This is a genomic window from Cobetia sp. SIMBA_158, from assembly GCF_046566945.1.
In the GTDB taxonomy this organism is placed as follows: domain Bacteria; phylum Pseudomonadota; class Gammaproteobacteria; order Pseudomonadales; family Halomonadaceae; genus Cobetia; species Cobetia amphilecti.
Map to the genome: position 1 here is coordinate 1 of NZ_JAWJYL010000689.1, position 255 is coordinate 255.

The 255-nt window shown below is 63.5% G+C and carries 1 pseudogene; it reads right to left on the minus strand.

Annotated elements, in window-relative coordinates:
• Positions 1-255: pseudogene (locus tag R2R70_RS21585) on the minus strand (C4-dicarboxylate ABC transporter substrate-binding protein); the annotation flags it as partial.

Genomic DNA, 255 nt, shown 5'->3' on the forward strand with positions numbered 1-255 from the left:
TTCCTGGCCATCGGCTGCGGCATGGCCTGCAGCTCGTACCATTCGTCGATCAGTGCGGCATGCTTCATCTGCGAATCGTAGGCCTTGGCGAAGTCAGGATTGGTCTGCTTCTCTTCGGCCAGCACTTCACCCCCGGCTTCCTGCAGCGCGGTCATCACCGGCTCCGGGAAGCGCTTGACCTCGACACCCTGCTCCTCGAGCTCATGGATCGCACGTACCTGAGCCGGCGGCGCTTCGGCCATTGCCCACTGCAGG